Source organism: Thermaerobacillus caldiproteolyticus, assembly GCF_013761245.1.
Classification (GTDB): domain Bacteria; phylum Bacillota; class Bacilli; order Bacillales; family Anoxybacillaceae; genus Thermaerobacillus; species Thermaerobacillus caldiproteolyticus.
Genome location: NZ_JACDUT010000001.1, coordinates 192,517 through 218,440, shown reverse-complemented (window position 1 = coordinate 218,440; position 25,924 = coordinate 192,517). Strand labels below are relative to the sequence as shown.

32 protein-coding genes are annotated in these 25,924 nt (G+C 40.8%); 25 read left to right on the top strand and 7 right to left on the bottom strand.

Annotation, left to right across the window (positions count from 1 at the left end):
- Nucleotides 1–43 precede the first annotated feature (43 nt).
- The gene (gene pstB, locus HNR31_RS01160; protein ID WP_181554415.1) at nucleotides 44–862 is read left to right on the top strand and encodes a phosphate ABC transporter ATP-binding protein PstB; all 819 of its coding nucleotides are present in this window, start codon (nucleotides 44–46) and stop codon (nucleotides 860–862) included.
- Nucleotides 863–891: 29 nt separating this feature from the next.
- The gene (gene phoU, locus HNR31_RS01155; RefSeq protein ID WP_181554414.1) at nucleotides 892–1,551 is read left to right on the top strand and encodes a phosphate signaling complex protein PhoU; all 660 of its coding nucleotides are present in this window, start codon (nucleotides 892–894) and stop codon (nucleotides 1,549–1,551) included.
- A 31-nt stretch (nucleotides 1,552–1,582) separates the two neighbouring features.
- Here the strand turns inward: phoU and HNR31_RS01150 are convergent, their stop codons facing one another.
- Nucleotides 1,583–2,035 (bottom strand): aminodeoxychorismate lyase, encoded by a 453-nt coding sequence (locus HNR31_RS01150; RefSeq protein WP_181554413.1) that lies wholly within the window; start codon nucleotides 2,033–2,035, stop codon nucleotides 1,583–1,585.
- Nucleotides 2,032–2,388 carry a DUF6115 domain-containing protein gene (locus HNR31_RS01145; protein WP_181554412.1) on the bottom strand — a complete coding sequence of 119 codons (357 nt, stop codon included), beginning with the start codon at nucleotides 2,386–2,388 and terminating at the stop codon, nucleotides 2,032–2,034. The genes HNR31_RS01150 and HNR31_RS01145 overlap by 4 nt, the downstream gene beginning before the upstream one ends.
- 159 nt (nucleotides 2,389–2,547) lie before the next feature.
- Here HNR31_RS01145 and HNR31_RS01140 point away from each other — a divergent pair, with 159 nt between their 5' ends.
- The 8 genes from HNR31_RS01140 (at nucleotide 2,548) to HNR31_RS01105 (ending at nucleotide 9,703) form a co-directional block, all read left to right on the top strand.
- Nucleotides 2,548–4,941, top strand: coding sequence for a sugar phosphate nucleotidyltransferase (locus tag HNR31_RS01140; protein WP_181554411.1), 2,394 nt, complete (start codon nucleotides 2,548–2,550; stop codon nucleotides 4,939–4,941).
- An 82-nt stretch (nucleotides 4,942–5,023) separates the two neighbouring features.
- The gene (gene rpmG, locus HNR31_RS01135) at nucleotides 5,024–5,173 is read left to right on the top strand and encodes a 50S ribosomal protein L33 (protein WP_111644233.1); all 150 of its coding nucleotides are present in this window, start codon (nucleotides 5,024–5,026) and stop codon (nucleotides 5,171–5,173) included.
- A gap of 56 nt (nucleotides 5,174–5,229) precedes the next feature.
- Nucleotides 5,230–5,799 (top strand): 5-formyltetrahydrofolate cyclo-ligase, encoded by a 570-nt coding sequence (locus tag HNR31_RS01130; RefSeq protein ID WP_181554410.1) that lies wholly within the window; start codon nucleotides 5,230–5,232, stop codon nucleotides 5,797–5,799.
- Nucleotides 5,792–6,568 (top strand): DUF92 domain-containing protein, encoded by a 777-nt coding sequence (locus tag HNR31_RS01125; protein ID WP_181554853.1) that lies wholly within the window; start codon nucleotides 5,792–5,794, stop codon nucleotides 6,566–6,568. Before HNR31_RS01130 ends, HNR31_RS01125 begins: the two co-directional genes overlap by 8 nt.
- Nucleotides 6,569–7,006: 438 nt before the next feature.
- Nucleotides 7,007–7,174 carry a hypothetical protein gene (locus HNR31_RS18515; RefSeq protein ID WP_233414401.1) on the top strand — a complete coding sequence of 56 codons (168 nt, stop codon included), beginning with the start codon at nucleotides 7,007–7,009 and terminating at the stop codon, nucleotides 7,172–7,174.
- A 428-nt stretch (nucleotides 7,175–7,602) separates the two neighbouring features.
- Nucleotides 7,603–7,779 carry a hypothetical protein gene (locus tag HNR31_RS01115; protein ID WP_181554409.1) on the top strand — a complete coding sequence of 59 codons (177 nt, stop codon included), beginning with the start codon at nucleotides 7,603–7,605 and terminating at the stop codon, nucleotides 7,777–7,779.
- Nucleotides 7,780–7,792: 13 nt separating this feature from the next.
- A complete protein-coding gene (locus tag HNR31_RS01110; protein WP_181554408.1) occupies nucleotides 7,793–8,524 on the top strand; it encodes an HAD family hydrolase in 732 nt (243 codons plus the stop codon).
- Between the two features lie 6 nt (nucleotides 8,525–8,530).
- Nucleotides 8,531–9,703: a rhomboid family intramembrane serine protease gene (locus HNR31_RS01105; RefSeq protein ID WP_181554407.1), complete on the top strand. Its 1,173-nt coding sequence runs from the start codon at nucleotides 8,531–8,533 to the stop codon at nucleotides 9,701–9,703.
- 8 nt (nucleotides 9,704–9,711) lie between these two features.
- Here the strand turns inward: HNR31_RS01105 and HNR31_RS01100 are convergent, their stop codons facing one another.
- Complete coding sequence (locus HNR31_RS01100; protein ID WP_181554406.1) at nucleotides 9,712–10,581, bottom strand: hypothetical protein; 870 nt, start codon at nucleotides 10,579–10,581, stop codon at nucleotides 9,712–9,714.
- Nucleotides 10,582–10,711: 130 nt separating this feature from the next.
- On the opposite strand from HNR31_RS01100, the gene HNR31_RS01095 reads away from it, so the two are divergent.
- The 6 genes from HNR31_RS01095 to HNR31_RS01070 all read left to right on the top strand — a co-directional run bounded on the left by HNR31_RS01095 (nucleotide 10,712) and on the right by HNR31_RS01070 (nucleotide 17,286).
- A complete protein-coding gene (locus tag HNR31_RS01095; RefSeq protein WP_181554405.1) occupies nucleotides 10,712–12,175 on the top strand; it encodes a spore germination protein in 1,464 nt (487 codons plus the stop codon).
- 137 nt (nucleotides 12,176–12,312) lie between these two features.
- Nucleotides 12,313–12,525, top strand: a complete 213-nt coding sequence (locus HNR31_RS01090) for a YqgQ family protein (RefSeq protein ID WP_181554404.1) — start codon at nucleotides 12,313–12,315, stop codon at nucleotides 12,523–12,525.
- Between the two features lie 6 nt (nucleotides 12,526–12,531).
- The gene (locus tag HNR31_RS01085; RefSeq protein ID WP_181554403.1) at nucleotides 12,532–13,488 is read left to right on the top strand and encodes an ROK family glucokinase; all 957 of its coding nucleotides are present in this window, start codon (nucleotides 12,532–12,534) and stop codon (nucleotides 13,486–13,488) included.
- Nucleotides 13,489–13,746: 258 nt separating this feature from the next.
- The gene (locus tag HNR31_RS01080; RefSeq protein ID WP_181554402.1) at nucleotides 13,747–15,606 is read left to right on the top strand and encodes an LTA synthase family protein; all 1,860 of its coding nucleotides are present in this window, start codon (nucleotides 13,747–13,749) and stop codon (nucleotides 15,604–15,606) included.
- A 153-nt stretch (nucleotides 15,607–15,759) separates the two neighbouring features.
- Nucleotides 15,760–16,920, top strand: a complete 1,161-nt coding sequence (locus tag HNR31_RS01075; RefSeq protein WP_181554401.1) for a M14 family metallopeptidase — start codon at nucleotides 15,760–15,762, stop codon at nucleotides 16,918–16,920.
- Between the two features lie 54 nt (nucleotides 16,921–16,974).
- Nucleotides 16,975–17,286 (top strand): MTH1187 family thiamine-binding protein, encoded by a 312-nt coding sequence (locus tag HNR31_RS01070; protein ID WP_181554400.1) that lies wholly within the window; start codon nucleotides 16,975–16,977, stop codon nucleotides 17,284–17,286.
- 32 nt (nucleotides 17,287–17,318) lie between these two features.
- Here HNR31_RS01070 and HNR31_RS01065 read toward each other — a convergent pair whose 3' ends face one another.
- Nucleotides 17,319–17,495: a DUF2759 domain-containing protein gene (locus tag HNR31_RS01065; protein ID WP_181554399.1), complete on the bottom strand. Its 177-nt coding sequence runs from the start codon at nucleotides 17,493–17,495 to the stop codon at nucleotides 17,319–17,321.
- A 67-nt stretch (nucleotides 17,496–17,562) separates the two neighbouring features.
- Nucleotides 17,563–17,994: a hypothetical protein gene (locus tag HNR31_RS01060; RefSeq protein ID WP_181554398.1), complete on the bottom strand. Its 432-nt coding sequence runs from the start codon at nucleotides 17,992–17,994 to the stop codon at nucleotides 17,563–17,565.
- Nucleotides 17,995–18,091: 97 nt separating this feature from the next.
- Between HNR31_RS01060 and HNR31_RS01055 the strand changes: the two genes are divergently transcribed.
- Nucleotides 18,092–18,724, top strand: coding sequence for an MBL fold metallo-hydrolase (locus tag HNR31_RS01055; RefSeq protein WP_181554397.1), 633 nt, complete (start codon nucleotides 18,092–18,094; stop codon nucleotides 18,722–18,724).
- 663 nt (nucleotides 18,725–19,387) lie between these two features.
- The gene (locus tag HNR31_RS01050) at nucleotides 19,388–20,515 is read left to right on the top strand and encodes a class I SAM-dependent methyltransferase (protein ID WP_181554396.1); all 1,128 of its coding nucleotides are present in this window, start codon (nucleotides 19,388–19,390) and stop codon (nucleotides 20,513–20,515) included.
- A gap of 145 nt (nucleotides 20,516–20,660) precedes the next feature.
- On the opposite strand, the gene HNR31_RS01045 is transcribed toward HNR31_RS01050, so the two are convergent.
- Both HNR31_RS01045 and HNR31_RS01040 read right to left on the bottom strand, forming a co-directional pair.
- Nucleotides 20,661–20,903, bottom strand: a complete 243-nt coding sequence (locus tag HNR31_RS01045; RefSeq protein ID WP_181554395.1) for a DUF2626 domain-containing protein — start codon at nucleotides 20,901–20,903, stop codon at nucleotides 20,661–20,663.
- Between the two features lie 80 nt (nucleotides 20,904–20,983).
- Nucleotides 20,984–21,682: a helix-turn-helix transcriptional regulator gene (locus HNR31_RS01040; protein WP_181554394.1), complete on the bottom strand. Its 699-nt coding sequence runs from the start codon at nucleotides 21,680–21,682 to the stop codon at nucleotides 20,984–20,986.
- A 204-nt stretch (nucleotides 21,683–21,886) separates the two neighbouring features.
- Here HNR31_RS01040 and comGA point away from each other — a divergent pair, with 204 nt between their 5' ends.
- Genes comGA through comGG form a run of 7 tightly spaced genes read left to right on the top strand, consistent with a single transcriptional unit; the run spans nucleotide 21,887 to nucleotide 25,854 of the window.
- On the top strand, nucleotides 21,887–22,954 hold the full coding sequence (gene comGA, locus HNR31_RS01035; RefSeq protein ID WP_181554393.1) for a competence type IV pilus ATPase ComGA: 1,068 nt from the start codon (nucleotides 21,887–21,889) through the stop codon (nucleotides 22,952–22,954).
- Nucleotides 22,947–23,978 carry a competence type IV pilus assembly protein ComGB gene (gene comGB / locus HNR31_RS01030; protein WP_181554392.1) on the top strand — a complete coding sequence of 344 codons (1,032 nt, stop codon included), beginning with the start codon at nucleotides 22,947–22,949 and terminating at the stop codon, nucleotides 23,976–23,978. The genes comGA and comGB overlap by 8 nt, the downstream gene beginning before the upstream one ends.
- A gap of 16 nt (nucleotides 23,979–23,994) precedes the next feature.
- On the top strand, nucleotides 23,995–24,291 hold the full coding sequence (comGC, locus tag HNR31_RS01025; protein ID WP_181554391.1) for a competence type IV pilus major pilin ComGC: 297 nt from the start codon (nucleotides 23,995–23,997) through the stop codon (nucleotides 24,289–24,291).
- The gene (comGD, locus tag HNR31_RS01020; protein WP_181554390.1) at nucleotides 24,275–24,721 is read left to right on the top strand and encodes a competence type IV pilus minor pilin ComGD; all 447 of its coding nucleotides are present in this window, start codon (nucleotides 24,275–24,277) and stop codon (nucleotides 24,719–24,721) included. The genes comGC and comGD overlap by 17 nt, the downstream gene beginning before the upstream one ends.
- On the top strand, nucleotides 24,705–25,034 hold the full coding sequence (gene comGE / locus HNR31_RS01015; RefSeq protein WP_181554389.1) for a competence type IV pilus minor pilin ComGE: 330 nt from the start codon (nucleotides 24,705–24,707) through the stop codon (nucleotides 25,032–25,034). Before comGD ends, comGE begins: the two co-directional genes overlap by 17 nt.
- Nucleotides 25,031–25,471 (top strand): competence type IV pilus minor pilin ComGF, encoded by a 441-nt coding sequence (gene comGF, locus HNR31_RS01010; protein WP_181554388.1) that lies wholly within the window; start codon nucleotides 25,031–25,033, stop codon nucleotides 25,469–25,471. Before comGE ends, comGF begins: the two co-directional genes overlap by 4 nt.
- Nucleotides 25,468–25,854, top strand: coding sequence for a competence type IV pilus minor pilin ComGG (gene comGG / locus HNR31_RS01005; protein ID WP_181554387.1), 387 nt, complete (start codon nucleotides 25,468–25,470; stop codon nucleotides 25,852–25,854). Before comGF ends, comGG begins: the two co-directional genes overlap by 4 nt.
- The last annotated feature ends 70 nt before the right edge of the window (nucleotides 25,855–25,924 follow it).

Genomic DNA, 25,924 nt, shown 5'->3' with positions numbered 1-25,924 from the left:
TGTGAAAGTGCTCTTAGTTCGCATGGATGAAGGAGGGCGTTTTATGGAATTAACGGTTATAAAGGAAAAAGTAGAACCGCAAAAGATTGTTGAAGTGGGGACAGAAAAGGCGGTTGTCTATCGTACGAATCAATTAAACTTATGGTATGGGGAACACCACGCCTTAAAAGAGATTAATTTGGATATTTATGAAAATGAAGTCATGGCGATTATCGGTCCTTCCGGTTGTGGGAAATCCACATATATCAAAACATTAAACCGGATGATTGAATTAGTGCCAAATGTTCGAACATCTGGAGAAATTACGTATCGCGGGCGCAACATTTTTGATCCTTCCTATCGCGTTGAAGAGTTGCGTACACAAGTCGGAATGGTTTTCCAAAAGCCAAATCCGTTTCCGAAATCGATCTATGACAATGTCGCTTACGGACCGCGTATCCATGGAATTCGCGATAAAAAGATTTTAGATGAAATTGTTGAAAAAAGTTTACGTGGAGCGGCGATTTGGGACGAAGTGAAAGACCGTCTGCATGATCATGCTTACGGGTTATCAGGTGGGCAACAACAGCGTCTATGTATCGCCCGCTGTCTCGCCATTGAGCCAGATGTGATTTTAATGGACGAACCGACTTCTGCGCTTGATCCAATTTCGACATTAAAGATTGAAGAGCTCGTTCAAGAATTAAAGAAACGTTACAGCATTATTATCGTTACCCATAATATGCAACAGGCAGCGCGTATTTCTGATAAAACAGCGTTTTTCCTCAACGGAGAAGTCATTGAATGTAGCGACACGGATCAGCTGTTTTCCAATCCAGCTGACAAGCGTACAGAAGACTACATTACCGGGCGATTTGGTTAAGTCAAGAAAGCGAGCGAGAGGAGACAAAGATGATTGTGCGCGAAAAATTCCAGTATGATTTGCATACATTGCGACAAAAATTGCTTAAAATTGGTCATTTGACAGAAACCGCATTACGCGAGGCACTCGAGGCGCTGCAAACAAAGAACGTAGATCAAGCATTGGCCATGATTGAGCGCGATAGCGATATAGATGTGCTTGAAGAAGAAATCAATGACTTTGCGATTTTGCTCATTGCCAAGCAACAGCCGGTCGCGATTGATTTACGAAGAATTATTGTCGCGATTAAAATTGCAACGGACATCGAGAGAATTGCGGACTTTGCGGTCAATATAGCAAAGGCAAGCATTCGTATTGGTGATCAGCCATTTCTCATCAATGTCGAAAAACTTGTGCGTATGCATCATATCGCGCTAGAAATGGTGTCATTAGGGTTAAAATCGTACTATGAGGAAGATGTTGCGCTGGCAAGACAGCTCGCTGAAATGGATGATGAAGTGGACCATTTATACGGACAGATGATGAAAGAATTGTTGCAAATGACGCAAACGAGCAAAGAGGCACTTTCGCAAATGACTCAGCTTTCGTTAGTGGCTCGTTATATCGAACGAATCGCTGATCATGCAACGAATCTTGCTGAACATGTGTTTTATCTTGTCAAAGGAAGACATTATACGCTGAACGATTAATAATTAGGCTGCTTTCGTAAAAGAAAGCAGCCTAATTTGTTTTTCCTGTAATGATGTTGCCGATGTTTTCATAGCTCATATCGCTACGTACTTCATATGTACCAATGCGAATCTCGTGTGTCAATTGATGCTGTTCTAAATAGTTCATAAACGCTTTCGCACTCGGAATAATCTGTGCAGCTTCTAGTTCTTTTGCAAATTGTGCCGGAACATCTCCTTTTTTAATGACGAGCCGATATATATGAACAGTTTTCAACTGTGATGACATCGCTGGAGATGGAGAGGAAGGTTGTTTAGATCGCTTAGACATTTCTTTGAGATGTTCATATTCCTTTTTCGGGATTGCGACGAGCCCTTGATCATTAAGCTCGGAGTTGAGTTGAGATTTTGTCAATGTATGCGGTTGACTATAGTAAACGGTGCCGATAATCGCCGTAGCAAGTAACAGTCCGATGGAAAATGCCCGAATTACCGCTCGATTCATCGAGTCATTCCCCGCAATATCATTTTCACTTCTTCCAAGGTGAGTCCGCTTTCCCGGGCAATTTGCTCATAAGAAAGTCCTTGCTTATAAAGAGCCAGTATGCGCTCTTTCTCCGAAGAAAAGGAATTTGCAGGCCATTTGCGGGCAATTTCCACCACTTCTTCCTCGTTCATTAATAATTCTTCCTCTAGCACCTTTAATCGTTTTTTTATTTGATACGTTTCTTGGGCAAGCGAAAGCGTCAAATGATCGAGCTGCTCTTCTATGTTTTTCATGTGATCTTTAGCAAAAAAAGAAAAAATAAAAAGAACGAACGCGATGCCGATGAGTGCGATCATCGTATATTCCATCATCTATTATCACCCTTTTTCACTATATCACAGCTTTGTTTCACAAATAAATACAAAAATATACACATTCTCACAATGAAGAGCGAAATAAAATCGTGTCTTGAAAAATATGATGGTAATAGTGATTGGCACGGAAAATGGTCAAAAAGGAGTGAATCGTTAATGAAAGGTGTGATTATGGCAGGAGGGAAAGGAACGCGCCTGCGCCCGCTCACGTGTCATCTGCCAAAGCCGATGGTTCCGCTTGTCGAAAAACCAATGATGGAATATACAATCGAATGGCTTAAGCGTTTTGGAATTACTGACATTGCGGTGACAATTCATTATTTAAGGGATTGCATTAAAGACTATTTTGGGGATGGGCGGCGTTTCGGTGTACATATTTCCTATTTTGAAGAACAGGAGCCGCTCGGAACGGCCGGGAGTATAAAAAATGCCTCGAGCTTTATTGATGATACGTTTATTGTCATCAGCGGTGATGCCTTAACCGATTTTCATTTATCGGAGGCGCTCGAATTCCATCAACAGCGGGGCGCTCTTGCGACGATTCTTATGTCCCGTGAGCGTGAGCCTCTCGATTACGGAGAAATGATTATTGATCAAGCAGGACGGGTAAAACAGTTATTGGAAAAACCTAGATGGGATGAAGTATATAGTGATTTTGTGAATACAGGAATTTATATTTTTGAGCCGGAGATTTTACACTATATCGAGGCCGATACTCCGTCTGATTTCAGCAGTGATGTATTTCCGCACTTATTACAATATGAAAAGCCGCTCTATGGCTACGCGGCAAAAGGATATTGGCTCGATATTGGAACGTTTCAACAATATCGTCAGGCGCATATTGACATATTAAATAAAAAAGTAAATGTTTCATTGAAAGGAGAAGAATTATTTCCGCATGTATGGGTCGGTGAACACGTGCAAATTGAAGACGGAGCTATGATTATAGGGCCCGCTTTTATTGGCGACGGAGCAGTCATTCGAAAACATGTAAAAGTGGAACCGTACTCTGTTATTGGGGAACATGTACAAGTAAATGAATATACGTCGATTAAACGCAGCATTATTTGCAGTCATGGATATATTGGGAAACACTGTGAACTGCGCGGGAGCATCGTCGCTAACGGGACGTATATGGCGAATAGCGTCGAACTATTAGATGATTCCGTCATCGGAAGTCGCTGTGTGGTTCAATCGCATGTTCGCGTAAAACCTAACGTAAAAATTTGGCCGAAAAAAGTGATTTTCGAAGGAGCTACTGTCCATTCTTCTATTTTTTGGGGAAAACAAATTCGTCGGTCTTTATTTACGGATTATGGAATTTGCGGTATTGCAAATATCGAAATCTCACCTGAGTCAGCTTCGAAATTGGCTTGTGCCTATGGAAGCACCTTGCCGCTTAAAAGTAAGGTGATCGTAGCTAGTGACGGTCAACCATTTGCCGATATGATAAAGCAATCGATCATTCAAGGATTGCATTCCACAGGGATTAACACGATAGATTGCCTCGATCCCATCACGGCCCCGATCGTCCGCTATCAACTGTCGCAATCTTCATATGATGGGGGGATTTTTATTTCGATAAACGAACAGGAGAGAAAAGTATATATTGATGTTTATGATCAATATGGATATCCAATCGATCGAAAGCAAGAACGGAATATTGAAATGACGCTGGCCCAAGAACAACTTCGTCGCGTGCCAGTGGAACAACTAGGAGAAAGTGAGTATCATCAACGTGCCTTTTCGCGATATACAGAAGCGCTGTGTAAGCATATTTACGTTCCACTTAATGGTTGCAAAGTAATTCTTGCTGCCAATGCACATATTCATCATATTGCAAAAGAACTAGTTTCCCATGTCGGTGAAGGGATGATCTCGATTCATGATACGAATATCGATTCTATACGTGAATATGTACGCACGATGAACGTCAAATTTGCTTTTGTTATCCAAAACAACGGAGAACAATTTACTGTTATAGATGAAAAGGGAGATGTTTTAACAGAGATGCAGCTTCTTTGCATGTATACAATGACGACGTTATTATTTCAATCTGGCATGATCGTTCCTATTCCGAACTATGCCCCTTCTTCATTAGAAACAATTGCAAGAGAGCTAAACGGGAACGTACGGCGAATGAATGGAAAACGGCGAGACATGCTGCTTGCCCTTTCCCACCCCTTTCATTTTTGTTATGATGCGTTATATGCTTTTATTCAACTTTTTCAACTTTTATCATTTGACACACGTTCGTTATCTGAGCTTCTTGCTTCGTTCCCACATGTTCATTGGTTGTATGATTATGTATCATGCTCTTGGAGTGCGCGCGGGATAGTGATGCGGAAACTGATTGAAGAAGCGTTGGAAAAAAGAATCGATATTGATGGCGGCATTAAAGTGTATCACTCCGATGACAGTTGGGCATTTATTTTACCGAAGCTCGATGAACCGGCATTTACGATTTATTCACAAGCTTCTGATTTTCAAAAGGCGAAGGAGACGATGGCATATTATATAAACAAAATACGACAATATCAAAATGCATAAATTAAATATGGAAATTGCCGCGAAAAAGTGCTATCATAGAAAAGTCTGATTATAAGTTTATCAAAGTTTGGAGGGAATAATAATGCGCGTAAACATTACATTAGCTTGCACAGAATGCGGCGAACGTAACTATATTACGACAAAAAATAAACGCAACAATCCAGATCGTCTTGAGCTAAAAAAATATTGCCCAAGAGATAAAAAGGCAACTCTTCATCGTGAGACGAAGTAAGCAGTAGGAACGAATTTCCTGCTGCTTTTTTATTAATCATGAAGAAGGTGTGAGCTATGGAAGATAAAAAGACAATACGCCAGCAAATGAAAGCACGATTACAACAATTAACTGATGAACAAAAACAAGCATATGATAAAGAAATCGCTAGAAATTTATATGCTCTCCCGCTATGGCAAAACGCAACCACCATCGGAATTACCATTTCAAGAGGAATAGAAGTCAATACAAAACCAATTATCGAAAAAGCATGGCAAGCTGGAAAAGCGGTTGCTGTGCCAAAATGTGACCCGGTCACAAAAACGATGAGGTTTCGAGAAATTTGTTCGTTTTCTCAATTGGAATCGGTTTATTTTGATTTATGGGAACCGATAGCAGCAGTGACCAGGGAGGTGGCGGCAGACGATATCGATGTAATGATCGTTCCAGGGATTTGTTTTTCAAGAAACGGCTATCGAATCGGTTACGGTGGGGGATATTACGATCGATATTTACAACATTTTTCGCAAACAACAATTTCTTTAGCGTATACATTCCAAGTGATTGACGATATTCCATCTGAGCCGCATGATATTCCTGTACAACAAATTATTACGAATGATGAGGTTATTGTGTGTGATGAATGAATGGGTATATGTTGCAGCTATTATTGCTGTAGCGATTGGTGGTTGGTGGATTCGTTCTCTTTCAGTTTCTGGGGCTGTGGCGACTGTCTTCGTCGGACTTGCGGTTGTATTGGGTTTTTCTTGGAAAGGATTGTTGATATTAGGGGCATTTTTTGTTAGCTCCAGCTGTTGGAGTCAATTTCAACAGAAGAGAAAAACAAAAATGCTTGAAAAAATTGAAAAAGGCGCGCAACGCGATTATATACAAGTATTAGCCAATGGAAGTATTCCTGCGGCGCTTAGTCTTCTTTCTATTTATTTTCCTTCTCCACATTGGTTAGATATGTTTATCATTTCAATTGCTGCAGCGAATGCGGACACGTGGGCGTCGGAAATCGGTAGTTTAGGTCGTCGCCCTCCGCGGTTGTTGACGACATGGGAGAAAGTAGAAGCAGGAACATCTGGGGCAGTCACAATGCTGGGAACATGTGCTGCGTTAGCCGGAGCGTTTTTTATTGCTGTAGTAGGCTCGTTTTTATGGCCGAATATACCGGTTGTCACAGTTAGCTTTTTTGGATTGCTAGGCAGCTTTTTTGACACATGGTTCGGTGCGGTTTGGCAAACGACATATCGCTGCCAAATATGTGGAATAGATACAGAGAAAAAGGAACATTGCGGACAAAAAACCGTGCGAATAAAAGGCTATCGCTTGATCAATAATGATGTTGTCAATTGGTTGTCCATTCTATGTTCAATAATTGTTTATCTATTTGTCACGAAGTTGCCATAAATGATAGCGAAAATGGAAAAGAATTTGGTTGGATACAATGTAGGCAGGATGCGTTAAAGTGAAGAAAGGTGGAACTTGATGGCAAATCGTGTCAATCGCGTTACGTTAATCAGGACGGGTTTTGTTGGATCAAGTTATGCTTTTGATTTACTGAATCAAGGGGAACGGAAGAACTTGTGCTCATTTGATATAAGGTAAGGAACAAGCATAAGGTCGATAGGTTTAAATTATGGATTGTCGTTTGTTCCTTCCCCGACAAAAAATTGGATTTGGTGATGACAGTGAGAGAGAGAACCAAAAGCCAGGAGAAACGCGCTTAGATTTAGTTCATAAAAATATGTACATTTCCTGAACGATTGTTTCTCAGGTAACGGAGAGGTTGATGTCTTTTTCCTTGTAGCGACGTATGCTACGTGGAAATTTCCCGGATTACCAAAAGTGAGGGGGAGCGGTTCTGGAACGATTTTAGATACGCTGCGGTTTCGCTATTTGTTGGGGGAAGATTTTCAAGTTGGCGCGCAAAATGTGTACGCCTATATGATTGGAGAGCATAGGGAGAGTTACCGGCTTGGAGCCATGCTGATATTAGCGGAAGATTGGTGCTAGATTTAGTGCGTGAAAGAGAAAAATTACAAAAGGGGAGTTTTAGAATAATCGTTTTACACTGTCCGCGATGCCGATTGAACGATAATTACTATTGGGGCTTGTTTGGTTGACAAGGGCGATTTTACAAAATGACAATTCCTTGTTCACTTGTTTCTGCTTATTAGATGAAGAATTATGGACAAAGTGATCTTTATATCGAAGTGCTAACGATCGTGAATGATAGAATTTCAGTTAGCAGGCGAGGAACAAGCGAATTTTGTTCATTCCGCAACAGTGCCAAAGCAGATTATGAAGCCATTTTTCAATGAATAGATGCCACCGATTAACGGTGTCTTTTTTCTTGTTAAGACTTGGCCTATTTCATAATTTGTAAAACGATTGGACAAAAGAATAAAGAAGCACTGATAAAGTAAAAGGAGGAAACAGGGATGAATCGATTCGTTTATTCCATCGTAGCCGTTGTGACAGGGCTGCTTCTTTATCGTTATCGTTATCAAGTCATTAATTCGATATTCCGTATTCGCTTGTTACAAAAGGGGCTTGTTCGTTTCGCAATGAACATTCCGTTCGTTCGTAATGCAATTGTTTCCCAAGTATTCCGATAATTATGGTACAATGATGAATACATGGGATCTCATTTGTTTTGATCTCGATGATACACTCATCGATTACGAACGGACGTTTCAAGCAGCAATTCATCATTGTTTTACAACCTTTTTCGGGCAGCAATTCGATTTTTCCTCTTGGTTTATCACCTTTAAGCAATGTTGTGATCGATACTGGAACGATTATGCATGTCGACGTTTGACAAGGACTGAATATCGGCGTCTCCGCTTTTTGGAGACAATGAGCGTATATAATAGAAAAGCAGATCATCAAATGGCTGATGCGTTCCAAGATTATTTCGATCAAGTGGTCGGACGTTTTTCCGTTCCAGTTGATGGGCTTATACCTTTATTGCATTGGCTGCGTAATCGTTCTGTTCCGCTTGGTGTTATTACCAATGGAACGGGTCGAATTCAGCGGGAAAAACTGTATTATGCTGGCCTCCACCCATTCTTTTCTGATGAGGCGATCATTATTTCAGAGGAAGTAGGAATGAAAAAACCAGATCGAGCGATTTTTTCTTACGCAAAACAACAACTCGCACCGCATTGTGATCAGCCGTTATTTATTGGTGATTCTTGGGAACTTGATGTTGTCGGAGCATTGCGAGCAAACTGGCAAGCCGTTTACTTTAATCCCCGCCAGAACGCTCCGACAACGTTTCATCAGCCGGTTGCGGTATGTAACAATGTTAACGAGCTGCTGGTTCTATTGCGGGAACCACCTGACGAAGGAAAGGGGTAGGAGAGATTGAATGGACATATGGAGCTTTTATATTGGCAACTTGTGTATTCATTTGTAAGGCGACAATATCGAATCATTAAAGTATCAAATGGCCCCAATGAAATTTGGTTAGAGTCATTTCATCATCAAAACATCCCGCTCATTCGAATTGTTCGCTATGACATTGATTGGAGCAGTTGGCTGAAACGTGATATCGAGTATGCGTGGCGCGTGGCGGAACAGGTAAAAAGGAGATATATGAAGCGAACAGTTCAAGTGCTGAACATTTATATTTCGACATATCCTCCTGTTGATGATTGGGAATTTCTTGTTGAAAAACCGTTGCCGTTTTCACGCGATGCTCGTGCCGCTTTACGAACCGTTTTTATTCATTCAGCAAATGTACCGCATTCGCTTCAACAAATAAGCGAGCAAATTCGGGAACCGATCACATTGCCTTCGCTTGAGAGGGATGAGGACCCGTTTCTTGCTGCGGAACATATAAAACGCCAAGCGCTGCAGTTAACAAGTGAACAACAAGAAAGAGAGAAGCGCTTGTTTGAATATGGAAGGCCCATTTTTACATACGCATTTATTGCCTTGCAAGTATTCATGTTTTTGCTTCTTGAATGGAAGGGTGGCAGCACCAATCCAGCTGTGTTAATTGAATATGGAGCGAAGTTTAACCCGCTCATTCAAGAAGGAGAATGGTGGCGCTTTTTTACACCGATTTTTTTACATATTGGTTTTTTACATTTGTTCATGAATACGTTTGCTCTTTATTATTTAGGAACGATGGTGGAACGCCTATATGGTTCATGGCGCTTTTTTGTCATCTATTTAACTGCGGGGTTTTTTGGAACGCTCGGTAGCTTTTTGTTTACCTCTTCTCTTTCTGCTGGAGCTTCGGGCGCGATTTTCGGATTGTTTGGTGCGCTTCTTTATTTTGGAACGGTCTATCGCCATCTTTTTTTACAAACGATCGGAATGAATGTCATTAGTTTAATTGTGATTAATTTAATATTTGGCTTGGTGATCCCGGGGATCGATAATGCGGGGCATATCGGCGGATTAATTGGCGGATTTTTAGCAGCGGGTGTTGTTCACTTACCCCGTCATCGAGCATGGAACAAACAGGTGGTTTCCCTGTTCTTCACGTCATGTATTGTTGCTGCTGCATTATATGTTGGATTCCGATAATCAAAAAGTTATGAAATCGTTTGAACGAGTTGAATTTTTTCCCCGTTTTTCGTTTCTGTTAAAACAATTAAGTGTGAATAGTCTTTGCTGAGCAAAATGAGCGGTACAGTGCTTCCGATCGGAGAGATGACCGAACCGTCTTCCCGTTTAATGCCCAAGAAATAATTTCTATATAGTCCTTCCCAAAGTTTTCCGATAATTTCTTGGGTCTTTTCGAAAGAAAGGTCGGGAAATGGCTGTTCATTGTAAACAATTAACTCTGGTAAGTATAAATGATAGTAGTTTTTTTCTTGAATCGAAAAATGATTGAACAATGTTTCGGCCGTATATTGAAGAGATTCATTCGTCGTTTTGGTTAAAACGCTTTGCCACTCTTTTTCTTCTGATGTTCTCGGGCGGCGGAAGGAAGTTAATGGACTATATGGGGAATCGATGACATATAGTTGATCGCCGCTCATTTTCTGACTGCTTCCAATCGTACTGCCCTTATGAATTTCTCCATAATGAAACGAAATTGCTTGAAAGAAGTGACTATCTTTTGTGCGAACGTCCTTTTTTTGCAGCAATGTTTGACTATTTTGTTTCCATTCCGATAACGTTCCGACTAAGCGCCCGTCGGCGAAAAGAAGAGAAATGTCTTGACGTAGATATACTTGTCTGTCTAAAGTGGAAGATACCATCCAAAGAAGTGGGTATTTCCCATTTTGTTTTGGGGGTTGGAGCTTGAGATTCGTTGTTGCTTTAGTGAATCGTACCGTCGGATCAAGAGGGAAAAAGATAATTGTTTCTTTTGTTGGTTGTGTTAAGGAAAAGGGAAACATGTATACAAATAGAAAAAATGCTGTTATCATCGTTCCGATTTGCCATATTCGTCTCATACTGCGCCTCCATCTATTTGGACAAGTTTTTCACCAATGTATGCACGCGCCTTGAAAAATATGTATGAATTTATTTTCCGTTGTCAAAGATGGAAGAGAAAACGGTTTTGTGGAGGGCAGGTGAAAGACGATGGCAAATGAAGCGACGCGACGGACGGTTTCAACGATTTTACAAGAGAATGTCTCTTACCTACGTGAACGACTCGGTGCAGGAAAAAGCTTTGATGTCATTCATTTAGATGTAGAGTATGCGGGGCGCTCCATGGCATTATTTATGATTGATGGATTTGTCAAAGATGATATTTTGCATTATCTGATGCGATTTTTAGCTTCGCTTGACGAAGAAACATTAACATCCCACCCGCTTGAAAAATTGTTTAAAACCTATGTTCCATATGTAGAGTTAGAAAAAACAAACGATTTAGATCGGGTTGTCGATGCGGTGTTGGCTGGCCCCACTGCTTTAGTTGTTGATGGGATCGATTATGTCATTTTAATTGATGCCCGTACCTATCCTGTTCGGGGGCCGCAGGAGCCGGATATTGAGCGGGTTGTCCGTGGCGCGCGTGATGGATTTGTCGAGACGATCGTCTTTAATACAGCACTAACACGGCGGCGTGTGCGTGACCGTTCATTGCGAATGGAATATTTGCAGGTCGGGCGTCGTTCAAAAACCGATATTTGCATTTGCTATATTGAGGATATTGCTGATCCTGAAATTGTCAAAAGTGTAAAAGAGGCGATTTTAAAAATCGATACAGACGGCTTACCGATGGGAGAAAAAACGGTGGAAGAATTCATTTCGGGGCGGCATTGGAATCCGTATCCAATCTTCCGTTATACGGAGCGCCCCGATACGGCGGCATCACATTTATATGAGGGACACGTCTTAGTGATTGTGGACGGCTCGCCAAGCGTATTAATTATGCCAACGACATTTTGGCATCATTTGCAACACGCGGAAGAGTACCGAAATAAACCAATTGTTGGCGCTTACTTACGTTTCGTCCGTTTTTTAGCAATTTGGGCTTCTATTTTTCTTCTGCCGCTTTGGTACTTAATGATGACGGAACCAGAGCGATTGCCTTCCGCTCTTTCTTTTTTGGCAAAGGCGAAGATGGGAGATATTCCATTATTTGCGCAAATTTTGATGATTGAGCTCGGTATTGACATGTTAAGAATGGCAGCGATTCATACGCCGTCTTCTTTGGCAACTGCGCTAGGATTAGTGGCGGCCCTTATGATCGGCGGCGTAGCGGTTGAGGTCGGTTTATTTTCCAACGAAGTAATTCTCTATTTTTCTATCGCTACAATCGGAACGTTTGCGACACCAAGCTATGAAATGGGCTTGGCTAACCGCTTAGTGCGAATGGGGTTGCTCGTTATGACAGCTCTGTTTGGTGTTTACGGTTATGTTATTGGAATTATGTTATGGCTTGTGATGCTTGCACGCATGAAGTCATTCAATGTTCCTTACCTATGGCCGTTTATTCCGTTTTCGTATCGGGCGATGCGTGATGTGCTTATTCGTTCACCGATTCCACTAAAAAATCGTCGACCGACCGTGCTGCATCCGCGTGACCCTGATCGGTAGCAAACAGGCTATCTCGTAATGATAAAGAGATATCCTGTTTGTTTTTTCATTTCTTGACGCTATCCCGATTTCTTTATACATTTATAATGTGTACATAACCGAAAAAAGATATGCGATAACATAGTGTAGGTGAAAAAATGAAAACGGTTTACGATGTACAGCAACTGTTAAAAAAGTTTGGTACGATTATTTATGTTGGAGATCGTTTAGCCGATCTAGAATTAATGGAAGAAGAATTAAAAGAATTATATCAGTCACAACTTGTCGATGTAAAAGACTATCAAATGGCGCTTCTCATTTTGCGTCACGAAGCGCAGTTGGAACGCGAAAAACGAATGAAAAAAGGATGAGAGAAGATGGCGGAAAAATGGTTAGTTGGTGTGGACTTAGGTGGAACAACAGTGAAAATAGCGTTCGTGACTAGTGATGGGGAATTGATTCATAAATGGGAAATAGACACAAACAATTCCGAAGATGGGAAATATATCGTTCCTGATATTGCGAAATCCATTGAGCGAAAGTTGGAAGAATGGGGACAAACAAAAGATAAGTTGATCGGTATTGGGATGGGAGCACCAGGGCCGGTTAATACAGAAACCGGAGTTATCTATCAAACGGTGAATTTACCATGGAAAAACTACCCACTGAAAGAGCGATTAGAATCGGAAACTTCACTTCCGGTCGTCGTTGATAATGACGCGAATATCGCTGCTATTGGTGAGATGTGGAAAGGGGCAGGAAACGGGGCAAAAAATTTAGTTTGTGTTACGCTTGGTACGGGGGTAGGCGGCGGTATTATTGCCAACGGTCAAATCATCCGCGGTATCAATGGGGCAGGAGGAGAAATCGGGCATATGACTTCTGTTCCGGAAGGAGGAGCACCTTGTAATTGCGGTAAGACCGGATGTTTGGAAACAATCGCGTCAGCGACGGGAATCGTTCGAATCGCCAAAGAGAAGTTAGCAAAAGATGAAAAGAAAAGCGTGTTACATCTCCGCACCGTGACTGCCAAAGACGTCTTTGACGCGGCGAGAGAAAACGATGAACTAGCATTGGAAATTGTTGATTATGTTACATTTCACCTCGGCTTAGCGTTAGCGAATGTAGCGAATGCTCTCAACCCAGAAAAAATCGTTATCGGCGGTGGTGTATCAAAGGCTGGGGATATTTTAGTCGAACGCGTTCGCAGATACTTTGACCGCTTTGCCTTTCCACGCGTAGCTGAAGGGGTAACAATTGCGATCGCTACGCTTGGTAACGACGCGGGAGTCATCGGCGGGGCATGGTTAGCAAAAACCGCTTTTTTACAGTAAAGTAGGGACAATTTTGCCCCTATTTTTTTGTAACCTTTTTTGCTTTGATTCGTCTATAAATGATGTACAAGACGGTGGCTTACGACAATTACTATTCTATCTTCCTACTTTTGAAAAAAGGTTGCTTTTTTGTAAAAAAAGTATTAAGATTGATGTTGGTTAATTGAAGATAAACCTAATTTATGTAAAAAATCAATATGTTACCAAAAAAGTGTATATGGTTCAGCTCTCTTTTGGAAAAAGGAGGTTAGAGAGACCATGAATCGAGCAACATTGAAAAAGTATCGTCTTTTGTTCATTGCAACGGTTCTGCTATGGCTGAAAACATATATTGTCTATAAAACTAGCTTTGATATAGAAATCGAGTCATGGAAACAAGAATTTATTTTATTTATTAATCCGTTAAGCTTCTTGCTTTTTGTTTTTGGTTTTTCTTTATTCATGAAGGAAAAAGCTCGCAATCGTTATATCGTGATCATGAGCTTTTTAATTACTGTCTTGTTGTATGTCAACGTGATGTTTTATCGGTTCTTTAATGATTTTATTACGCTCCCGGTCTTGTTTCAAACAAGCAATATGGGGGATTTAGGGAACAGCGTGTTTGAGTTGTTCCAGTTTAGTGATTTGCTTATGTTTGTTGACGTTGCATTTTTAACGTGGCTTGTATGGAAAAAGCCGTCCTTTGTTCCATTTGAGCCGATTGCGAAAAAGGAACGCCACGCTTATTTCTTAGCATTAGTGGTAGTCGCTTTATTGAACCTTGGTCTTGCTGAAACAGAGCGACCGGAATTATTAACGAGAACGTTTGACCGTAAAATGTTAGTGAAAAATATTGGAATGTATAACTATCTTGTTTATGATGCTGTCCTCCAATCGAAGTCAAAGGCGCAACGTGCATTGGCGGATAGCAGCGAGTTAGCAGATATTGGAAACTATATTCGCGCTAATGAAAAAGCACCAAATAAAGAGTTGTTTGGCATCGCGAAAAATCGCAATGTTATTATTGTCTCCATGGAGTCGTTGCAAAGTTTTGTGATTAATAACAAAGTAAACGGGCAGGAAATTACGCCGTTTTTAAACGACTTTATTAAGCAAAGTTACTACTTTGATAATTTATACCATCAAACCGGGCAAGGAAAGACATCGGATGCCGAGTTTTTGATTGAAAACTCATTGTATCCGCTAGGTCGTGGTGCGGTGTTTTTTACACACGCAACTAATGAGTATAATGCGACGCCAGAGATTTTGAAAAAGCATGGGTATTATACAGCTGTGTTCCATGCCAATAACAAAAGCTTTTGGAACCGCGATATTATGTATCAATCATTAGGATACGACCGTTACTTCTCTTTAACAGATTTTGATGTCAACGAAGAAAATTCTGTTGGTTGGGGCTTAAAGGATAAATATTTCTTTGAACAATCATTGCAGTATTTAAAAACATTGCAGCAACCGTTCTATACAAAGTTTATTACATTAACCAACCACTTCCCATTTGAACTTGAGGAAGAGGACCGATTAATTCCAGAGTATACGTCAGATGACCGTACAGTGAACCGCTATTTCCCGACGGTTCGTTACATGGATGAATCGTTGAAAGCGTTCATTGAAGGCTTGAAAAAAGAAGGGCTATATGACAATTCAATTATCATTTTATATGGCGATCATTATGGTATTTCTGAAAACCATAATGAAGCGATGGCACAATATTTAGGAAAAGAAAAGATTACGCCGTTTGATCATATACAATTACAACGCGTACCGCTTATTATTCATATCCCGGGTGTAACGGATAAGCATCCGGAAGTCATTTCCAAAGTATCAGGACAAATCGATGTTAAGCCAACTATTCTTCATCTACTAGGTATCGATACGAAAGACGATATTCACTTCGGTCAAGACTTATTCGCGAAAGATAAGATGGAATTTGTAGTATTGCGCGATGGTAGCTTTATTACAAAGGACTATATTTATAAAGACAACATTTGTTATGACAAAAAGACAGGATTAAAAACCGATATGTCTCATTGCGAGCCTTATATGGAAAAGGCAAAACAAGAATTGGATTACTCGGACAAAATCGTGTATGGTGATTTGTTGCGCTTTTACAACGATTAAACTGCAATGGGCGAGAAGTAAAACTAATGAAAAAACTGGCGTATAGGTAGCTAAGTGTAGTACCTATGAAGCCAGTTTTTTTATGTTCTCTCTCATTTTCTCCGCGAACATTTCATATGTTGGAGATAGATACAGCGGAGAGGGGAGACACAGTTGAATATACGTGCACGTCTTGGTGATACATTGACCATGTATAGCGAATGGTTTTCCGTTCCTTATGAGTTGATCGTTGATGCTAATCTCCACTTAACCGGGAAACAGCTTCAGCAAGGGGATGTCGTTATCATTCCCGGGTATGAGACCATTGACACGTTAGAGAATCTTGCTCGGTTTACTTCTGTACATGTGGAAGCGCTGAAACGAATGAATGGTGCGGCGTTTACGAATGGACAATTTCAAATTCCAAAGCGAATCGATACCCCTATTGTGAATGGAAAAAGACAGTATGATTTTGCAGCCTTGCAACAAGATATCGAGTGTTTATGTGATCATTATCCATTCATAAGAAAACGTGTGATTGGGAGCAGCGTATTAGGATTACCTTTGATTGAATTAAAAATCGGGCAAGGGTCGACGCATATTCATATCAATGGATCTTTTCATGCCAATGAATGGATTACAACTGCAATTATTATGACGTTTGTCAACGATTATTTGTTGGCGTTAACAAACGGGCGGCCCTTACGCGGTCATCGCATGCTCGATTATTATAAAAAAGTGACGTTATCGATTGTGCCGATGGTGAACCCGGACGGTGTCAATTTAGTATTGAATGGGCCGCCAGAAGCAGAATCATACCGTGATGAAGTGATCCGTATAAACAGCGGAAGTCTTGATTTTTCGCAATGGAAGGCAAACATTCGCGGCATTGATTTGAATAATCAATTTCCGGCTAAATGGGAAGTAGAGCAAGCACGTAAAATCCCGAAGGCGCCTGCTCCACGCGATTTTCCGGGAGTTGCCCCATTAACGGAACCAGAAACGAAAGCAATGGCTGCATTGACAAATGAAAGTGATTTTGCGATGATTTTGGCGTTCCATACACAAGGAAAAGAAATTTATTGGGGATATGAAGGATTCGAGCCGAGCGAAGCAGAAAAAACAGTCAATGAATTTGCAAACGTAAGCGGATATAAAGCAATACGTTATATTGATAGCCACGCTGGTTATCGTGATTGGTTCATTCAAACATGGAGGCGACAAGGATATACCATTGAATTAGGAGAAGGAGTCAACCCATTACCCATCGAACAATTTTCCGAAATCTACAAAGATAGTCTCGGTATTTTTCTAGCGGCATTGTATATGGCTTGAGGAAAAGAAGAAAACCAGTTTATAATCAAAGTAAAAAATAAAGGAGCAGAGAACATGGCAATCGTTGATGTTACTGTTATTCCTATTGGCACCGCTAGCCCTAGTGTGAGCGAATATGTTGCAGAAATACAAAAAGTATTAGAGGCGTATAAACGTGATGGGAAAATTGATTTCATGCTTACACCAATGAACACGATTATTGAAGGAGAGCTTTCGGTATTATTTGAAGTTATTCAAGCGATTCACGAAGTTCCGTTTTCTAGAGGAATACAGCGCGTAGCGACTAACATTCGCATTGATGACCGTCGCGACAAAGAGCGCCATATGGCGGATAAACTGGCTAGCGTGCAAGAAAAATTGCGATAAAAACAAAACAAGAGGCTGTTTAAGCCTCTTGTTTAGTGAGTACCAGTTGGAAAACCGTGATGCCATACAGTCATGACTGTAAACCAACCAAATACAGCAGCTGCTCCTAATCCGAAAAGTAAGCCAAGTATATTTTTCTCACGCAATGAACGCACGATTCCGTAAAGCGCTAACAATGTTACTAATGAAAAAATAATCACTAATCCCATTATATTTACCCCCTTTGCGAAATAGTACACAAGTCGGCTATGTAGAAATAACGAATTCTTTTCCATTTTAATCTTTTTTTATTGATTTGTCGAGGTCAAAAATGTGGACTGTAACATTGTAGGCAGCCGCTACTTTCATTAAGAGCTCCTCGTGATGGCGACCGATAAAATAAATCGTTTCTTTTTCGTTCTTTTCTTTAGCAATGAGATATTCATCGAGTTGGAGAATCATCATTTCGATTTCTGTTTGGTCACCATCAATAACCGAAAAGGCAGTGACAGCATTTTGGTAAATATACGCACGACCTTCTTCTGAGATGAATCCATAGTCATTAAAAAGATCGGTAAATTCAGTATTTTCCACTTCGATGAGACGTTCAATGTCCGTCCGTAAGTGAGAAGGAGGCTCAGTTGCAATAAGCCATTCTTCATCTTGGTCAATGACGTTGCTGTTATTGGTGAGTTCTGCCGAAAACGGAATTGCGTATCGTGTAATCATCGTATCCCTCTTTATCTTTTTTATTTCATTGTAGCATAAAGGGCAGCATTAGGATAAAATGGTGGCTATAGAGAAGTGAGTAAATGGAGGGATTTTTATGAAGTGGGAACGTATTCCGCTCGGACCATTACAAACGAACGCCTACATACTGTCTCATTCTGATGGTACATGCGTGATTTTTGATCCGGGTAGCGAAGGAGAAAAGCTTGTTCACTATATAGAGCAGCAAGGTTGGACGCCGCTGGCAATTTTATTGACACACGCTCATTTTGACCATATTGGCGCCATTAACGATGTGCAAAAAAAATGGAAAATTCCAATTTATATTCATGAACAGGAAAAAGAGTGGCTTGCGGATCCTCTTCTGAACGGTTCGGCGTATTTTATCGGCGAGCAAATTAAAGTGAATTATGCGCCACAATGCTTGAAACAAGAACAAACGCTAAAAATCGGAAATTTTACGTTTGAGCTGCTCGAAACGCCAGGGCATTCACCGGGAAGTATTTCTTACTATTTACGAGAAATGGAAGTGATTTTTTCTGGAGATGTATTGTTTGCGGGCAGTATCGGTCGCACGGATTTGCCGGGTGGCAATTACGATCAGCTTATGCGTAGCATTCATGACAAACTGCTTGGTTTACCGGAAGAAACCATTGTTTTACCGGGGCATGGTCGTGAAACAACCATCGGAGCGGAAATGGACTCGAATCCGTTTTTACATGGATTTTAAGAAAAGCGACGTCGTCGCAAACAGCTCTTGAAGCAGCTGTTCTTCGAGTGCGGAAGTGCTTGCGATTCCAGTGAGGAGATGATTGGTACAAAAAAGAAAAGTGGAGGCGTTCCGCCTAATCGCGACAGGCAAATGTTCTCTGCTTGTTCAGAGGGCTCTGTCACCCCGGAGGGCTGGTTTGCCTCCAGTGATCTCGAGCATTATGTTTTAATTATGATTTGTGCAAGTTTTGTATGGATAAATTGTTTGGTTGCCGGAGTAAGGCAATACGAAAAGCAGTGCCAAACGCGCAACGCCGTAAGAAAAATATTTTTCCAATTGAGAAATGATTTGCATGAAACGAAACGGAGAAGGTTATTTTAACAAGCGTTGCGATCCAAGCTGGGCAATGCAGAAAACTAGAAGTATCGCAGTTAGATTTTGGAGCTATGGCATAAGGAAGCTGGACAGCTTGAAAAATAGAGGCGACAAGCTCAAGTGCAATAGTAGTTTCTAGAAACCATTGCGAGTCATATATAAAAAACCCTTCTCAATTGAGAAGGGTTTTTTGGGGGATGTTCTATCCATATAATGGGAGGGGATATAGTTAAGCTACTATCATAACAATATAACAACATTTTTACTATGTCAATAGTGAAAACGTGATTAGGGGAGAAATTTGTCATGGGCCATGATATTTATACAGCTATTCGGTCAATGCCGCAACAACGTATGTCATATGCGGATTATATGAGGTTCACGTTGTATGATGAAAAATATGGATATTATATGCGGAACCGCATCAAAATTGGTCGGTTCGGTGATTTTATCACAAGCAGTCACCTTTCAAATGTATTTGGTAAACTGTTCGCCTCCTTGTTTATTCGCTTAGTGGAAACAGAGGAGATCCGTCCGTGTATTTGTGAGTTAGGGGGAGGCGATGGTAAATTCGCTCGCGCGGTTTTAGAGGAATGGAAAGAAACATCTTTAGATACTTACGAAACATTAACATATGTCATCATTGAAACGAGTCCATATCAGCGCAAAAAGCAAATGGAAACGCTTGGGGGTTTTAGCGAAAAAGTTGTTCAATATAAAGACATCAGCGAGTTTCAGCAATATGTTTCTCGATTTTCCGGCATAGTTTTTAGCAACGAATTTTTCGATGCTTTTCCAGTTCATGTAATTACAAAAGAAAACGGGAAATTATACGAGCTATTTGTAGCGCTTCATCATGGACAACTTATCGAAGAAAAACAACCGCTGCAAAATGAGGATATTCTTTGCTATTTACGCGAGCGGAACATTTCTTTGGTGGATGGACAGCGCTTTGAAGTGCCATTAGCGATGAAATCATTTATTATGGAAACGGCGTCGTTGTTTGAATCATGTGTCATGTTTACAGTCGATTACGGATATAGCGATGAGGAATGGCAGCTTCCGGCGAGACGGCATGGGAGTTTGCGCGGGTATTATCAACACCAATTAGTGCCGAATCCGCTTGCTTATCCCGGCGAGATGGATATAACAGCGCATGTTCAGTGGAATGCACTTCGGATGTATGGGGAACGAGCTGGATGGGAATGGGTGACAACGATGCGACAAGACCGTTTTTTATTGGCAGCAGGAATATTACACTATTTAGTGAACCATCACGATGTGAATCCATTTTCTGAGAGAAGCCGTCAAAACCGCGCGATTCGTTCGCTTATTACCGATGAGGGGATGAGCGTTGCCTTTCAAGTCATGGTGCAACAAAAAGGGATAAAAATAAATTGGGAGAACATATGGATAGAACCGAATTTTTTGTAAAACAAAAAGCGATGAACTGTCCATCGCTTTTTGTTTTGTTTCACCTCGACGACAGCGCTTCCATCCTGCTGCGCGTTAGCTCTGTTGGGCTTAAATCTCTGTGGGGGAAAAGCGAGAACTCCCCCCATCATCCCCGCTTTTTGTGTTACTCTCCCACTCCTAGGACCATCATAAACGTTGTCCAGTACGTAAACGCAGCGAAGAAAATGGTTAAGTATGCTCCAAAAATGTAAATATACATTCTTTCCGTTAATTTTAAATAGCCAAGCAACAAGAAAAATACTGTCTGACCAAAGAAAATTAACGAAGTCGTATGCATATGACCAAGATAAAACATTACCGCAAAAATGCCTGTCCAGAACGCTAAGACACGGAACATCCGGTCCATTATGTATCCCTCCTTTTTGCGCAAATCGTTGCCTTTACTTATTATAATGCACATTTTATAGCAATGTAAATAATTGCTTTTTACTTTGTCAGCATCGCGCGATACGAACAGCAATCACAGCCGCTTATCATATTTTCAAGTTCCATCAACTCGATTTTGTCAAATAAAACTTCGATCATGCCTTGTAAAAATGCATGATGCATGTGACAAACCATTTGCGGCTGTTGAAGCGCAATTTCTTTAAATGGGCAGTTAAAAATGTGAAGATATAATTTTTTTTCATTGTCATCGTATTCAGAGGTCAGATAAAGTCCAGCTGTTTCCGATGCTTCTTGCAATATCGTGATTTTCTCAGAGAATGAAAGCTGTTCAGGAATTTGATCGTGTGCAAGACGTTGTTTTATTAATTCTTTTCCAAAGGTTTTACCCGTTTCGTATAGAGCTTGCTTCCCTGCTTCTCCTAGTTTCGTCAGCGCTTGAATGGCCATCTTGGAAAGCAATTGGTAGTCACGAAACGGAAAATGAAGTTGAATGACATCGTTAGATAGGCGATAAAGGCGACTTGGTCGACCGCCTTTACCTGTTTTTTGTGTTTCGGAGACGAGCATATTCACATCCTCGAGTTTCGCTAAGTGAAGACGGGCGACGTTCGGATGAATGTTGAACGCTTCAGCAATTTCTTGCACGGATACTTCTTTATGTTTTTTGGTGATATATTCATAAATATGATAACGAGTTGGATCAGCCAATACGCTTGTGATTTTTAGTGTTTGTTCCATAAATTCTCACTCCTAGACGAATGGTTGCTACATTTATTATAATACAGCGATTTTAGCACTGGCACTGTAACGATCGTAAAAATTTCATAAATTGTTCAATTTTATGGCTTTGCGCAAAAAGATGAAAAATTTTTGATATTTAAGAAGGAAAATGAAAGAAATATGTCGAAATCATTATCCAGAAAGGAGGGACAAAACAAGCAAATGAACGAAATTGAACAGCTGGCTGACCGTTTAATCAAAGAAGCTAGCGTGTTGAAAGCATCTGATATTCATGTTGTGCCGCGACGGGAAGATGCTGTCATTCAATTCCGTGTGGATGGAGTTTTGTCCAGAAAGGAAATCCTCACAAAAGAAAAATGTGAGCGATTGGTTGCCCATTTTAAATTTTTAGCTGGGATGGACATTGGTGAGCGGCGCCGGCCGCAAAGTGGTGCAATGGAGATCAAGCAAAATGACATGATAGTTAGCTTGCGGTTATCAACGTTGCCGACAGTTTACGATGAAAGTCTCGTCATTCGTCTTCTCCCTCATGACTCTTTTCTTCCTTTATCACAACTCTCTCTGTTTCCAAACACAACAAAAAAATTGTTATCCCTTCTCCATCATTCCCATGGATTAATGATTTTTACAGGGCCGACTGGTTCAGGAAAAACGACTACGTTATATACATTGCTGCGCGTATGTCAAGACAAGTGGAATCGCAATGTCATTACGCTTGAGGATCCTATTGAAAAGAAAACCGACCACGTTTTGCAAGTACAAGTCAACGAAAAAGCAGGAATAACGTATGCGACTGGCTTAAAAGCGATTTTACGTCATGATCCCGACGTAATTATGGTCGGGGAAATTCGCGACGCAGAAACAGCGAGAATTACGGTTCGCGCTGCCTTAACGGGTCATCTTGTATTATCTACCTTGCATACGAACAATGCACTTGGAGCGATTTATCGACTACGCGAATTCGGTATACCGTGGCAAGACATTGAGCAGACATTGCTTGCCGTTGCAGCGCAGCGTCTTGTAGACATAAGGTGCCCGCTCTGCCAAGAAAACTGCTCCCCATTTTGTCGAAACAAAAGAAAAGTGCGGCGCGCGGCCATTTATGAGCTGCTGTATGGCAAGGCATTAATGAAAGCCATTCAAGCGGCACGAGGGGAGAAAGTGACATACCGTTATGAAACGTTAGACGATGTAATAAAAAAAGGGATCGCGCTAGGATTTTTATCACCACATCTTCTTATGCGTGAGGGGATTAAAGAAAATGTTTAAGAAAAATTGGTCGTTACAACAACAAGGAGTATTTCTAGTACGACTCGGCAACCTTCTTGACAAAGGTTATTCGCTGTCTCAAGCAATCGAGTTTTTAGAAATTCAAGAACCGCTTTCTCATCGTCATGATCTGCAACGCTGCCTTTCTCGACTCCGCTCTGGTTTTCCTTTCTATAAATCATTAGAGCCGCTCCATTTTCATACCGAGGCGATAGGATATTTATTTTTCGCGGAACAGCACGGTGACCTTCCTCGAGGTATTACAGAAGCAGGCCGTATGCTTCTTCATAAATCTGCTTATTTGCAGCGCCTGCGCAAAGCAAGCAGCTATCCGCTTTTTCTCCTTTGCTTTATGATGATGATGTTGACCATGATTCAACATGTACTACTTCCTCAATTTATTCATCTTTCTTCTTCTTTTCCTATCCATCGCTTTTCTATTTCTCGTCTACTTGTACAAACTGTTTCTTTTATCCCTTCTCTTTTTATTTTTGTCTGTATCACCATTCTTGTTTTTCTTCTTGTTTATTTTGCTTGGTTCAGAAAATTATCAACGATGGCGCAAATCAATATATGGATGAAAATTCCGCTTGTTCGTACGTTCATGAAACTTTATTATACGCATTTGTTCGCTTTACAGTTCAGTCACTTATTACACGGAGGTCTTTCTATTTATGAGTCGCTGCAAGTATTTGAGCGGCAAGAAAAAGTACCATTTCTACGCGAAGAGGGGAGATGGATGAAGGAACAGCTTGTCAAAGGAACTCCGTTAGACACGATTATCGCTTCCCGGCCTTGCTATGAACAAGAGTTAACGCTCGTTATTCGACACGGCCAATCAAACGGAGAATTAGCGAACGAATTATTTCATTACAGTCAATTTGTTTTTCAAGCAATGGAAGAACGAATCGAAAAGTGGATGCGTCTCATTCAACCTATTTTGCTTTCTTTGATTGGATTACTTGTCGTTTGTATGTATTTAGCCATTTTATTACCGATGTTTGAAACGATGAATGAATTATAACATGGAGGGATCATGAATGAACGAAAAAGGATTTACGTTGATAGAGATGTTAATCGTGTTAATGGTCATTTCCGTTCTATTGCTCATTACGATTCCGAATGTCACGAAGCATAACAGCATGATTAATAATAAAGGGTGCGAAGCGTTTATCAAAACAGTTCAAGCCCAAGTCAAGGCCTATGAGATGGAGAAAAATGCGATTCCTACATTACAACAACTCGTCGATGAAAAGTATATTAAATCGAATCAATGCCCAAATGGTCATAAAATTCAAATCGATAGCAACGGGGAAGTAAGTGAAAGTGGTTCGTAAAAACGGATTTACCCTCATCGAAATGCTTCTTGTATTAATGATCATCAGCGTGTTCACCGCTCTCAGCATTCCTCATATCGAAAAGGTAGCGGAGGTAAAAAGAGAAAACTATATGATTGAGCAATTGACGGAAGATATATTGTACGCGCAGCAATATGCAATGGCTCACAAAACGGCTGTGCAGGTCATCTTTGACCAAGGGCAAGCGCACTATCACATCATTGAAATGGGTGAGCGTCAACGAGTTTTAATCGAGCGATCTCTTCCGGATAAATGGATCTTTGAATTGGCCACTCTACAGATGCCTCTCGCTTTTTTAGCGAATGGAAATGTGAATAAAGCAGGGACGGTATTCATTAAAAACAATACGAGGGGATACAAAATCGTATTTTTACTTGGAAAAGGGAGGTTTTATGTCCAAAAAATGTAGTGGATTTACGTTCATCGAAGCTCTCGTCTCATTAGCCCTTTTACTTTTCGTGACCGCTTTTTTATTGCCGTCTTTTACCCACATCATGATTGAACGCGAAAACACAGTGCTAAAAAGTAGAGCGCAACAATTATTACAAGCCGCTTTACGTGAGCAAGAAGATGAAGAGCAAGGAGAAAAAACCGTCACAGACGGTCGAATTACTTATGTCATCCAGTGGAATAGCGAAGAGGAAGGCATGCGGAAAGCGTGTGTGCATTGGCAAGATTATGTTGGTCGCAATATGGAAAGGTGTGGGTATGCCAAACGATGAAAAAGCGAAATCAAGGTTTTACGTTTATCGAGATGATCATGACGTTATCGATCGTCTTGCTTGTCGTTGCTTTCCTTCCGTCTTTATTAGATATACATTGGTTAAAAAGTGAACGCGGAAGTTCTCAACGATTGGAATGGCAATTATTTGTTCAACAATTGAAAAATGAAGTTCGCGAATCGAGACAGTTGGAATGCAATGGAACAACATTAATATTGTATAAGCAGGCAGGAGAGCAAGTAAGCTTTGAAAAATACGGACAATCCTTGCGAAGACGGGTCAATGGCCGCGGAAACGAAATTGTCTTACAATCGATTTCCAATGTGCAATATGAAGCGACAAATAATGGTGTCCGCGTTGCCATGACCACTATGGAAGGAAAGCGTTATGAAGCGTTTGTTACAACATTTTTTTCTATTCAGGTGAAGGAACAATGAAAAATGAAAAAGGAATGATTTTCCCTATCACGATGCTTGTCTCGTTTCTTTTTCTTTTCACTTTTGTTCGTATGCTCGAATTATATAAAACGGAAACGGAAATGGCGAAATATGAACAGCAATCGTATGAGGTCGATTCCGTGATGCAAATGGCGGTAACCGACGTGAAAAGACAGCTAGCAGTGATGTGGCCAACAGATACGTCAAATAGAGGAACATTGACGTATCCGAATGGAGTAGCGAATTACGAGTGGAAGCAGATGAGCGAACATGAGATGAAAGTAACAATTTTTGCCACTTCCCATGATGGAATTCACTATGGTGCTGAGTGCATTATTTCTCTTCCAGAACTTGAATTAATCGAATGGAAAGAGAAATATTAAATGGTTTAAATCAACAATGGATATAGTATGTTTGATAAAAAAATGAGGAACGATGGGTGAAGCGCATTTT

Excerpts from the sequence above, each read along its gene's own strand:
- comGC (WP_181554391.1), top strand. The coding sequence starts at position 23,995 with ATGAACGAAAAAGGATTTACGTTGATAGAGATGTTAATCGTGTTAATG.
- HNR31_RS01125 (WP_181554853.1), top strand. The coding sequence starts at position 5,792 with ATGAATGAATGGGTATATGTTGCAGCTATTATTGCTGTAGCGATTGGT.
- HNR31_RS01130 (WP_181554410.1), top strand. The coding sequence starts at position 5,230 with ATGGAAGATAAAAAGACAATACGCCAGCAAATGAAAGCACGATTACAA.
- pstB (WP_181554415.1), top strand. The coding sequence starts at position 44 with ATGGAATTAACGGTTATAAAGGAAAAAGTAGAACCGCAAAAGATTGTT.
- comGG (WP_181554387.1), top strand. The coding sequence starts at position 25,468 with ATGAAAAATGAAAAAGGAATGATTTTCCCTATCACGATGCTTGTCTCG.
- HNR31_RS01085 (WP_181554403.1), top strand. The coding sequence starts at position 12,532 with ATGGCGGAAAAATGGTTAGTTGGTGTGGACTTAGGTGGAACAACAGTG.
- comGF (WP_181554388.1), top strand. The coding sequence starts at position 25,031 with ATGAAAAAGCGAAATCAAGGTTTTACGTTTATCGAGATGATCATGACG.
- HNR31_RS01040 (WP_181554394.1), bottom strand. The coding sequence starts at position 21,682 with ATGGAACAAACACTAAAAATCACAAGCGTATTGGCTGATCCAACTCGT.
- comGB (WP_181554392.1), top strand. The coding sequence starts at position 22,947 with ATGTTTAAGAAAAATTGGTCGTTACAACAACAAGGAGTATTTCTAGTA.
- HNR31_RS01145 (WP_181554412.1), bottom strand. The coding sequence starts at position 2,388 with ATGATGGAATATACGATGATCGCACTCATCGGCATCGCGTTCGTTCTT.
- HNR31_RS01050 (WP_181554396.1), top strand. The coding sequence starts at position 19,388 with ATGGGCCATGATATTTATACAGCTATTCGGTCAATGCCGCAACAACGT.
- HNR31_RS01150 (WP_181554413.1), bottom strand. The coding sequence starts at position 2,035 with ATGAATCGAGCGGTAATTCGGGCATTTTCCATCGGACTGTTACTTGCT.
- HNR31_RS01095 (WP_181554405.1), top strand. The coding sequence starts at position 10,712 with ATGGCAAATGAAGCGACGCGACGGACGGTTTCAACGATTTTACAAGAG.
- HNR31_RS01140 (WP_181554411.1), top strand. The coding sequence starts at position 2,548 with ATGAAAGGTGTGATTATGGCAGGAGGGAAAGGAACGCGCCTGCGCCCG.
- HNR31_RS01065 (WP_181554399.1), bottom strand. The coding sequence starts at position 17,495 with ATGGGATTAGTGATTATTTTTTCATTAGTAACATTGTTAGCGCTTTAC.
- HNR31_RS01080 (WP_181554402.1), top strand. The coding sequence starts at position 13,747 with ATGAATCGAGCAACATTGAAAAAGTATCGTCTTTTGTTCATTGCAACG.
- rpmG (WP_111644233.1), top strand. The coding sequence starts at position 5,024 with ATGCGCGTAAACATTACATTAGCTTGCACAGAATGCGGCGAACGTAAC.
- comGE (WP_181554389.1), top strand. The coding sequence starts at position 24,705 with ATGTCCAAAAAATGTAGTGGATTTACGTTCATCGAAGCTCTCGTCTCA.
- HNR31_RS01110 (WP_181554408.1), top strand. The coding sequence starts at position 7,793 with ATGAATACATGGGATCTCATTTGTTTTGATCTCGATGATACACTCATC.
- HNR31_RS01070 (WP_181554400.1), top strand. The coding sequence starts at position 16,975 with ATGGCAATCGTTGATGTTACTGTTATTCCTATTGGCACCGCTAGCCCT.
- HNR31_RS01060 (WP_181554398.1), bottom strand. The coding sequence starts at position 17,994 with ATGATTACACGATACGCAATTCCGTTTTCGGCAGAACTCACCAATAAC.
- HNR31_RS01055 (WP_181554397.1), top strand. The coding sequence starts at position 18,092 with ATGAAGTGGGAACGTATTCCGCTCGGACCATTACAAACGAACGCCTAC.
- comGA (WP_181554393.1), top strand. The coding sequence starts at position 21,887 with ATGAACGAAATTGAACAGCTGGCTGACCGTTTAATCAAAGAAGCTAGC.
- HNR31_RS01115 (WP_181554409.1), top strand. The coding sequence starts at position 7,603 with ATGAATCGATTCGTTTATTCCATCGTAGCCGTTGTGACAGGGCTGCTT.
- HNR31_RS01100 (WP_181554406.1), bottom strand. The coding sequence starts at position 10,581 with ATGAGACGAATATGGCAAATCGGAACGATGATAACAGCATTTTTTCTA.
- HNR31_RS01045 (WP_181554395.1), bottom strand. The coding sequence starts at position 20,903 with ATGGACCGGATGTTCCGTGTCTTAGCGTTCTGGACAGGCATTTTTGCG.
- phoU (WP_181554414.1), top strand. The coding sequence starts at position 892 with ATGATTGTGCGCGAAAAATTCCAGTATGATTTGCATACATTGCGACAA.
- HNR31_RS01090 (WP_181554404.1), top strand. The coding sequence starts at position 12,313 with ATGAAAACGGTTTACGATGTACAGCAACTGTTAAAAAAGTTTGGTACG.